The sequence below is a fragment of the Kitasatospora sp. NPDC001539 genome (assembly GCF_040298565.1).
Classification (GTDB): Bacteria; Actinomycetota; Actinomycetes; order Streptomycetales; family Streptomycetaceae; genus Kitasatospora.
The window spans coordinates 1-8,586 of sequence record NZ_JBEPAK010000280.1 but is presented as its reverse complement, the minus strand read 5'-3'; the positions used below and the strand labels follow the sequence as shown (position 1 = coordinate 8,586).

At 73.8% G+C, this 8,586-nt stretch carries 8 protein-coding genes; 6 read left to right on the top strand and 2 right to left on the bottom strand.

Annotation, left to right across the window (positions count from 1 at the left end):
* The first annotated feature begins 201 nt into the window (after positions 1–201).
* The 3 genes from ABT247_RS29100 (at position 202) to ABT247_RS29090 (ending at position 3,447) form a co-directional block, all read left to right on the top strand.
* Positions 202–1,863 carry a dolichyl-phosphate-mannose--protein mannosyltransferase gene (locus ABT247_RS29100; RefSeq protein ID WP_350748254.1) on the top strand — a complete coding sequence of 554 codons (1,662 nt, stop codon included), beginning with the start codon at positions 202–204 and terminating at the stop codon, positions 1,861–1,863.
* Positions 1,863–2,654: an ABC transporter permease gene (locus ABT247_RS29095; RefSeq protein ID WP_350748257.1), complete on the top strand. Its 792-nt coding sequence runs from the start codon at positions 1,863–1,865 to the stop codon at positions 2,652–2,654. The genes ABT247_RS29100 and ABT247_RS29095 overlap by 1 nt, the downstream gene beginning before the upstream one ends.
* A 208-nt stretch (positions 2,655–2,862) precedes the next feature.
* On the top strand, positions 2,863–3,447 hold the full coding sequence (locus ABT247_RS29090; RefSeq protein WP_350748251.1) for a TMEM165/GDT1 family protein: 585 nt from the start codon (positions 2,863–2,865) through the stop codon (positions 3,445–3,447).
* A gap of 19 nt (positions 3,448–3,466) precedes the next feature.
* Here ABT247_RS29090 and ABT247_RS29085 read toward each other — a convergent pair whose 3' ends face one another.
* Positions 3,467–4,513: a peptidoglycan-binding domain-containing protein gene (locus ABT247_RS29085; RefSeq protein ID WP_350748248.1), complete on the bottom strand. Its 1,047-nt coding sequence runs from the start codon at positions 4,511–4,513 to the stop codon at positions 3,467–3,469.
* A gap of 494 nt (positions 4,514–5,007) precedes the next feature.
* Here ABT247_RS29085 and ABT247_RS29080 point away from each other — a divergent pair, with 494 nt between their 5' ends.
* On the top strand, positions 5,008–7,080 hold the full coding sequence (locus ABT247_RS29080; protein WP_350748245.1) for an MDR family MFS transporter: 2,073 nt from the start codon (positions 5,008–5,010) through the stop codon (positions 7,078–7,080).
* 103 nt (positions 7,081–7,183) lie between these two features.
* On the opposite strand, the gene ABT247_RS29075 is transcribed toward ABT247_RS29080, so the two are convergent.
* Positions 7,184–7,675, bottom strand: coding sequence for a MarR family winged helix-turn-helix transcriptional regulator (locus tag ABT247_RS29075; RefSeq protein ID WP_502892523.1), 492 nt, complete (start codon positions 7,673–7,675; stop codon positions 7,184–7,186).
* Between the two features lie 47 nt (positions 7,676–7,722).
* Between ABT247_RS29075 and ABT247_RS29070 the strand changes: the two genes are divergently transcribed.
* The gene (locus ABT247_RS29070; protein WP_350748239.1) at positions 7,723–8,133 is read left to right on the top strand and encodes a cupin domain-containing protein; all 411 of its coding nucleotides are present in this window, start codon (positions 7,723–7,725) and stop codon (positions 8,131–8,133) included.
* A 102-nt stretch (positions 8,134–8,235) separates the two neighbouring features.
* Complete coding sequence (locus tag ABT247_RS29065; protein WP_350748236.1) at positions 8,236–8,559, top strand: antibiotic biosynthesis monooxygenase family protein; 324 nt, start codon at positions 8,236–8,238, stop codon at positions 8,557–8,559.
* Positions 8,560–8,586 lie beyond the last annotated feature (27 nt).

Below are 8,586 nucleotides of genomic sequence, written 5' to 3'. Positions count from 1 at the left end.
GCACCGTGCAAGGCCTGCACCGTGCGAGGTGTTCGCGACGGGCGCCGACCGGGTCACCTGGTCGGCGCCCGTCGCGCTTGGCTTCCCCGGGCACCGCCACATAGTGTCAGTGGCTGTTGACCGCCCGGCCCCGGCCGGGGCAGCAGAACCCGGGCCCGGAACAGCACCCGCGGGCCCCGCAGACCGGCGATCGGCGAGGCAATGACCCAAGCGGCGCTCACGCACCCCCCGGCGGCCCCGGCCCCCGCCGACCCCGCTCCGGCCCGCGGCGGGCTGCTCCGCCGGGTGGCCGACCGCTCCGGCCGACTCGGCCCGGTCGTCCGCTGGACGGCCGACCACTCCGGCTGGCTCGGCCCGATCGCCGTCGCGCTCTTCGCCGGTCTGCTGCGCTTCTGGCACCTCGGCTACCCGAACGCCTTCGTCTTCGACGAGACGTACTACCCCAAGGACGCCTGGTCGCTGCTCCAGCAGGGCTACGAGGGCACCTGGCCCGACCACGCGAACGCCGACATCCTGGCCGTCCCGCAGTCCGTCCCGCTCAGCTCCGCGCCCGAGTTCATCGCCCACCCGCCCCTCGGCAAATGGGTGATGGCGGTCGGCGAGCAGTTGTTCGGCCTGCACCCCTTCGGGTGGCGGTTCATGACCGCCCTGCTCGGCACCGTGACCGTGCTGATGCTGGCCCGGATCGGCCGCCGGCTCTTCGGCTCCACCCTGATCGGCTGCACCGCCGCCCTGTTGATGTCGGTGGACGGCCTCCAGCTGGTGATGAGCCGGGTGGGCCTGCTCGACGGCATCCAGATGTTCTTCGTGCTCGCCGCCTTCGGCGCCCTGCTGGTCGACCGGGACCGCGCCCGCGCAGCGCTGGCTGCCGTGGCCGACGCCGACCGGGCGGGGCTCGGCCCGCGCCCCTGGCGGATCGCCGCCGGGGTGTTCCTCGGCGCCGCCTGCGCGGTCAAGTGGAACGGCGCCCCGATCCTCGCCGCCCTCGGCGTCCTCACCGTGCTCTGGGACCAGGCCGGCCGCCGCGCCGCCGGTGCCCGCCGCCCCTGGCGCGCCATGCTGCGCCGGGACGCCGTGCCGGCCTTCCTCGCCATGGTCGGGTCCGCCCTGGTGGTGTACGTCGGCGCCTGGTCGGGCTGGCTGGCCAGTGGCGGCGGCCGTGCGGGCGGCGACGGCGGCTACGACCGGCACTGGGCGGACGGCCGGGCCGGGCTCTCCCCGGACCACGTCCTCGGCATCCCGCTGCCGCAGCTCCCGATGAGCTGGGTGCCCGCGCCGCTGCGCAGCCTGTGGCACTACCACTCGCAGATGTACGACTTCAACACCGGCCTGAGCACCCCGCACACCTACCAGTCCAACCCCTTCGCGTGGCTGGTCGACGGCCGCCCGGTCTCGATGTACTGGGAGCAGGTCCCCGCCGGGACGAACGGCTGCACCGCCCCGGGCGGCTGCGCGGCGCAGATCCTGGGCCTGGGCACCCCGTTCCTGTGGTGGGCGGCCTGCTTCGCCCTGGTCTACCTGCTGTGGCGCTGGTTCTTCCGCCGGGACTGGCGCTCGGGCGCCGTGCTCTGCGCGGTCGCCGGGATCTACCTGCCCTGGTTCCAGTACCAGGAGCGGACGATCTTCTCCTTCTACATGGTCGTGCTCGTGCCGTTCCTGTGCCTGGCCGTCGCCCAGATGCTCGGGGCGGTCCTCGGCCCGGCCGGCAGCAGCCCCGCGCGCCGCCGGTGGGGCGCGGCCGGCGCCGGGCTGGTCGTGCTCGCGATCGTCGGCTGCTTCGCGTTCTTCTACCCGCTGTACACGGCGGAGGTGATCCCGATGTCGTCCTGGCAGGACCGGATGTGGTTCACCAGCTGGATCTGATGACGCCCTCCGCCTCCGGGTCCGGGTCCGGCGGGCAGCTGCTGCCGGTCACCCCGGTGCTCGGGGTGGCCACCGCGGCGCTGTTGCTGGCCGCCGTGGCCGTGGCCGGGTGGGGGCTGCTCGGCCACGGGCACGCGGTGGCACGGGCCGGACTGCGGGCGGTCGTCCAGCTTGCGGCCGTCGCGGCGGTGATCACCTGGGTGGTCGGCTCGCTGTGGTGGTCGGCGCTGTTCGTGCTGCTGATGTTCACGGTCGCGGTGCACACCGCCGGACGCCGGATGACCCGGGGCCGCGGCTGGGTCTGGGCGGCCGCCCCGATCGGCGCCGGGGTGCTGCCGGTGCTCGCCCTGCTGCTGGCCGTCGGACTGCTGCCGCCCAAGGGCCTGTCGGTGATCCCCGTCTCGGGCATCCTGATCGGCGGGGCGCTCACCGCCACCTCGTTGGCCGGCCGGCGCGCCCTGGACGAGCTCCGGCAGCGGCGCGGCGAGGTGGAGGCGGCGTTGGCGCTCGGCTTCGAGGAGCGGGACGCCCGGCTGGAGATCTGCCGTACGGCGGCGGCGACCTCACTGGTCCCGGCGCTGGACCAGACCCGGACGGTCGGGCTGGTCACCCTGCCCGGGGCCTTCGTCGGCATGCTGCTCGGCGGGGCCTCGCCCGTCCAGGCGGGGGCGGTGCAGCTGTTCGTGCTGATCGGGCTGCTGGCGGTGGAGTCGGCGGCGGTGGTGGTGGTGCTGGAGCTGGTCGGGCGCGGGCTGGTGACCGCGTCGGGCGGGGCCGACCCGGTCGGGTAGGCTTGGGCGCGTTGAAGGGGAGTAGCCCTCCACCGGACCGTCGACATACTGGCCCCCACGGGCCCGGCGCCCGGGGCACCGCTCGGTGAGCGGTTGCCGGCGAGACCTTCGGCCGCAGTGCTGTGACCGTTTCCAGTGCTGTCGGGCCGAAGCGACCCCTGGCGGAGCTGCGGAGGCCGGACAGCCCCGACCGCAGGGATTCCTCCGAATGAGTCTGACCGTTGCCGCGTTGACGTTCGGCATCATCTTCCTGGCCGAACTGCCCGACAAGACGGCGCTGGCCAGCCTGGTGCTCGGCACCAAGTACCGCGCGAGCTACGTCTTCGCGGGCATCGCCGCCGCCTTCGCCCTCCAGGTGGGCCTCGCGCTGGTCGCCGGGCACCTGCTCTCGCTGCTGCCGCACCGCTGGGTGGAGGGCGTCACCGGTGCGCTGTTCCTGGCCGGTGCGGCGATGCTGCTCTTCCACGGCGGTGGCGACGACGACGAGCACGCGGCCAAGGAGCCGTCCTCGAACAGCTTCTGGAAGGTGGCCGGGGCGAGCTTCGTGGTCGTCGCGGTCGCCGAGTTCGGCGACCTGACTCAGATCATGACCGCCAACCTGGCCGCCAAGTACGCCGATCCACTGGCGGTGGGCCTCGGCTCCTGGCTGGCGCTGTGCGCGGTCGGCGGGATCGCCATCGTGGGCGGCCAGAAGCTGCTCAAGCACGTGCCGATGAAGCTGATCATCAGGGTGGCGGCGGCGATCATGGTGGTGCTGGCGGGCGTCAGCATCGTCGGCGCGATCACCGGCTGACGAGCCGGCGTCCGGTCAGTCAGCAGCCCGGGTCGGCGGTGAGGACGGCCTGGGTCTTGGGGCCGTACACGCCGTTCTCGCCCCTGATGCGGTTCTGGCGCTGGTAGTCCGACAGCACCGAGCGGGTCCAGTCGTCGAAGGTGCCGGACACGATCGACTTGTCGACGAATCCGCACTCCGCCGCGTACAGGCGCTGCTGCATCTCCTTCACGTCGGCCCCGGTCATCCCCACCTGGAGGATGCGCGGGGTCGGGGTGGCGGTCGGCGTGGGCGTGGGCGTGGGAGTCGGGGTGGGCGTCGGCGTCGCCGTGGCGGTCGGCGTCGGCGTTGGGGTCGGTGTCGGGGTCGGCGTCCTGGTCGGGGTCGGCTTGCGGGTGGCCGTCGCCGTGGGGCTCGGTGCCGCGCTGGTCGGCGGCGGTGCGCTGGGCGTGGGCGCGGTCTCGGCGGGCGGGTTGACCGGGGCGGGCGCCAGCGTGGTGGTGACCACCGGCTCGGCCCGCCTGGCCTCCGGGTCCGGCTTCGGGGAGGGCGTCACGGCGTACGCGACACCGATGGTGAGCGCCACCAGGGCGGCGCCGACCCCGCCGATCAGCAGCTTGTGCCGGCCCGGCGGGTGCTCCGCGGCCTGCTCGGCGGCCCGGCGCGCGGCCCGTCCGCCGCCGGCCTCCGGCCCGGCCGGGGTGAGGTCGAAGACGGTGCCGCCGCCCCCGTCGTAGGGCGCGGGCGGCGCCGCGGCCGGTGCGTAGGCGCCGGGGCCGGTGGGTGCCACGGGCGGGAGCACGGTGGTGGCGTAGGCGTCCGCGTCCGGGCCCAGCGGGGGCCGGACCGGCTGGACCTGCGGGTGGCCCGACGGCGCCGGCTGCACCGGCCCCGGCAGCTGGACCGGCGGCAGGACGGTGGTCGCGAACGGGTCCCCGGCCGGCTCGGGCTCCTCCGCCACCTGGCCGGCCGACTGCGGCACGTACGGGCGGACCAGCGGTGGGCCCTCGAGGTGCGGGAGGACGGCGGTCTCCGCGAGGCTCGGATCCCCGCCGGAGACGGGACCGGGGCCGGGGCCGGGGCCCACCCGCGGATCCGTGGCCGGATCCAGGAGGCAGCCGCACCCGGCGGGGCGTGCGGTGCCGCACGTCGGGCAGTGCTGGTCCGGCATCGGCCGGTCCTCCTCGGTTCTCGGTTCCCGGTGGTTCGACGGTTCTGCAGTTCGACGGTTCTGCGGTTCTGCGGTTCTGCGGTTCGTCGGTGAACGACGCTCGGATCCCGGGCTCCGGGCTCCGGTTCCTGACCCGGTGCTCGCGATCGCGCCTGATTATGCAGGACGTCCCGGAGGGTGGACAGGGGCGCCCGGACGCCCGCGGGGGTGTTGTGCCGGTTGGTGGTGGTTGGCTCCCGCGGAGGGCCCCGGGGCGCGACGGGCGGGCCGGGTGCTTACGTTCGGCTCAACCGGACGGTGCATACCGGGACATGTCTGCCAGCATGGGGAACTGGGAGTGATCACCCGGCGGGCGCCCCGTCGTCCGGCCCCGCGACCTACGGAGAGGCCGTGCCGCCTGTGGAGACGCCATGACGGACCCCCGTGCCGCGTCCGACCGGAGCCCGGCGAAGGAGCCGGGCCCGCCGGAGGCCACCGTCCCCAACCTGTGGGTGCCGATCGGCGCCCTGCTGCTGGCGATGCTGCTCGCGGCCCTCGACCAGACCATCGTCTCCACCGCGCTGCCCACCATCGTCAGCGACCTCGGCGGCCTGGAGCACCTGTCCTGGGTGGTCACCGCCTACATGCTGGCCTCCACCGCCGCCACGCCCCTCTGGGGCAAGCTCGGCGACATGTACGGCCGGAAGCGCTTCTTCCAGGCCTCCATCGTGATCTTCCTGCTCGGCTCGGTGCTGTGCGGAATCGCCCAGAACATGGGCGAGTTGATCGCCTTCCGGGCTCTCCAGGGCCTGGGCGGCGGCGGGCTGATGGTGCTCTCCCAGGCCATCGTCGGCGACCTCGTCCCGCCCCGGGACCGCGGCAGGTACCAGGGCCTCTTCGGCGCCGTCTTCGGCGTCACCAGCGTGCTCGGTCCGCTGCTCGGCGGCCTGTTCGTCGACCACCTCAGCTGGCGCTGGGTCTTCTACGTCAACCTGCCGATCGGCGCGGTCGCCCTGGTGGTGATCGCCGCCGTGCTGCACGGACGGGAGGTCCGGCGCGACCACCGGATCGACTACCCGGGCACCGCGCTGATCGCCGCCGTCGCCACCTGCCTGGTGCTGATGACCTCCCTCGGCGGTACCACCTGGGCCTGGAGCTCCTGGCAGATCGTCGGCCTGGGGGTGCTCGGACTGGTGCTGCTGGCCGCCTTCGTCGCGGTCGAGCGCACCGCCGTGGAGCCGGTCCTGCCGCTGCGGCTGTTCCGGTCGCGAACCTTCAGCCTGGTCGCGGTGATCTCCTTCGTGGTCGGCTTCGCGATGTTCGGCGCGCTCACCTACCTGCCGACCTTCCTCCAGGTCGTCCAGCAGGTCTCGCCCACCCTGTCCGGCATCCACATGCTGCCGATGGTGCTCGGCATGCTGCTCACCTCGATCGGCTCCGGGCAGATCGTCGCCCGCACCGGCCGCTACCGGGTGTTCCCGATCGCCGGAACGGCCGTCACCACGGTCGGCCTGCTGCTGCTCTCCCGCCTGGACGAGCACAGCAGCACCGCCGAGATGAGCTTCTACTTCCTGGTCTTCGGCCTCGGACTCGGCCTGGTGATGCAGGTGCTGGTGCTGATCGTGCAGAACTCGGTCGGCTACCAGGACCTCGGGGTGGCCACTGCCGGCGCCACCTTCTTCCGCTCCATCGGTGCCTCCTTCGGCGTCTCCGTCTTCGGCACGATCTTCACCAGCGGCCTGCGCACCCGGCTCGCCGACGCCCTCGCAGGCCGGCCGCTGCCGCCCGGCTTCCACACCGAGGCGATCACCGCCGATCCGCGCCTGGTCGCCGCGCTGCCGGCCACGACCCAGGCCGCCGTCTACCACGCGTACGCCGAGTCGATCACCCGGGTGTTCCTGTACGCGGTGCCCGTCGCGCTGGTCGCCTTCGTGCTGTCGCTCTTCCTGCGCGAGGAGAAGCTGCGCACCACCGTGACCGCGCCCGACCTCGGCGAGTCCATCGGCCTCAACCCGGTCGAGCGCAGTTCCCTGGACGAGATCGCCCGCGCCCTCTCGGTGCTGAGCACCCGGGAGGCCCGGCGCGACCTGTTCCGGCGGATCACCGCCACCGCCGGGCTCGACCTGCTGCCCGCCTCCAGCTGGCTGCTCCTCCAGATGCACCACCACGGCTCGGTGGAGCCCGCCGAACTGGCCGAGCGGCGGATCGTCCCGGTCGCGGTCGTCGAGGCGGCCGTGCGCGAGGTGGAGGGCCGGGGCCTCGCCGCGCGCACCGGCGGCCTGCCGCTGCGCCTCACCGAACCTGGCGAGGAGGCCGCGCTGCGGCTGGTCGCGGCCCGGCGCACCCAGCTGGCGGAGCTGCTGGGGGACTGGGACGAGACCCAGTTCGCGGACCTCGCCCAACTCCTCACCCGGCTCAGCTCCGCCCTCTGCGCCGACCGCCGGGACCGGCCGGACCCGACCGGGCCGGAGCCCCCGTACCGGGGGGAGGGGCGGTCCTTCTGACCACCCCGGGCCGCGCCCGCACCTTCGCCTGTTCCTCCCGCCTTGTGCCGCCTGTCTGCTCTGCGTTCCTCCTGCCTGCTCCGGGCCCGCGGTCCGCATGCCCTCAGGGCGCGCCGAACCAGCGCGGGGTGTCGAGCCGGAACGGATCCCCGGGAGCGAGCCGCCGCAGGCCGTCCTCGACCTGGCGCAGCTGTTCCTCACCGAGGGCCTGCGACCACTCCGCGCGCAGCTCGTCGAAGATCCGCGCCGAGCGCACCAGGCAGTCCACGCCCCGGGCGGTGAGCCGCACCACCTTGCGCCGGGCGTCGCCCGGGTCGCTGCCCCGCTCGACGTAGCCGAGCTGCTCCAGGTTCTCGACGGTCTTGCCCGCCGCCTGCTTGGAGACCCCGAGCCGCCGTCCGAGCTCGACGGCGGTGGTGCCGTCCGGGCCGATCGCCTGGAAGACGAAGCCGTGCATGGGGCGCAGATCCGGGTGGCCCTCGCGGGCGATCCGCTCGTGCAGCTCGTCGATGATCGTCCGGAAGGCGAGCAGCAGGCGCAGCGGCAGCTCGAAACCGGGCGGAGCGGGTTCAGTTGACACGATAGACAACCTCATTGACCATATAGGCAACGACGTTGTCCATCTTAGGGGGTTCCTCCGCCATGCCCGTGATCCGTTCGACCGACGCCCGACGCACCCAGACCCCGAACGCCGTCATGACCACCTGCGCCTCACCCACCCAGGGCTCGACCTCCCTCGCCGTCTGGCGGGTCGAGATGGGCGCCGGCCGGCAGGGCCCGCTCCACGCCATGGACGCCGAGCAGGTCTGGACCGTCCTGGTCGGCACCGCCGCGGTGGACCTGGACGGCGAGCCGCTCACCGTCGCCGCCGGCGACACCCTGGTCCTCCCCGTCGGCCTCCCCCGGCGCATCTCCACCACCGAGGGCTTCACCGCCCTCGTCGCCTCCACCTCCCCCTCCCACGCCTACAACCCCGACGCCGTCACCCCGCCCGGCGCCTGCGCCCTCGCACCGCGCGACGACCAGCGCATCGTCCCGCCGTGGATCGCCTGACTCGGCCGACTCACCCGGCGTCAGGTGTAGCAGACTGCTGCCGTACGCAGTGACCTGACCGGAGTCCCGTCCCCGGGGCCCCGGCGGAGCAGAAGGAGCGGCATGTCCGTCGTCAAGATCAACGTACTGACGGTTCCCGCCGAGCAGCGCGAGGTGCTGGAGCAGCGCTTCGCCTCGCGGGCCGGCGCGGTGGAGAACTCGGACGGCTTCGAGTGGTTCGAGCTGCTCCGCCCGGTCGAGGGCACCGACCAGTACCTCGTCTACACCCGCTGGCGCAGCGAGGAGGACTTCAAGGCCTGGATGGAGGGCCCCATGAAGGCGGCCCACCAGGGCGGCGGTGAGGGCGAGGCGCCCAAGCGTCCGGCCGCGTCCGGGTCCACGCTGTGGTCCTTCGAGGTCGTCCAGTCGGCGGGCCCGAAGGCCTGACGGCCCGCGGCGGTTCGAGATCGGAAG

Bases quoted from the DNA above. Each gene is read 5' to 3' on its own strand.
- ABT247_RS29100 (WP_350748254.1), top strand. From the start codon at position 202: ATGACCCAAGCGGCGCTCACGCACCCCCCGGCGGCCCCGGCCCCCGCC.
- ABT247_RS29095 (WP_350748257.1), top strand. From the start codon at position 1,863: ATGACGCCCTCCGCCTCCGGGTCCGGGTCCGGCGGGCAGCTGCTGCCG.
- ABT247_RS29090 (WP_350748251.1), top strand. From the start codon at position 2,863: ATGAGTCTGACCGTTGCCGCGTTGACGTTCGGCATCATCTTCCTGGCC.
- ABT247_RS29080 (WP_350748245.1), top strand. From the start codon at position 5,008: ATGACGGACCCCCGTGCCGCGTCCGACCGGAGCCCGGCGAAGGAGCCG.
- ABT247_RS29075 (WP_502892523.1), bottom strand. From the start codon at position 7,675: ATGAGGTTGTCTATCGTGTCAACTGAACCCGCTCCGCCCGGTTTCGAG.
- ABT247_RS29070 (WP_350748239.1), top strand. From the start codon at position 7,723: ATGCCCGTGATCCGTTCGACCGACGCCCGACGCACCCAGACCCCGAAC.
- ABT247_RS29065 (WP_350748236.1), top strand. From the start codon at position 8,236: ATGTCCGTCGTCAAGATCAACGTACTGACGGTTCCCGCCGAGCAGCGC.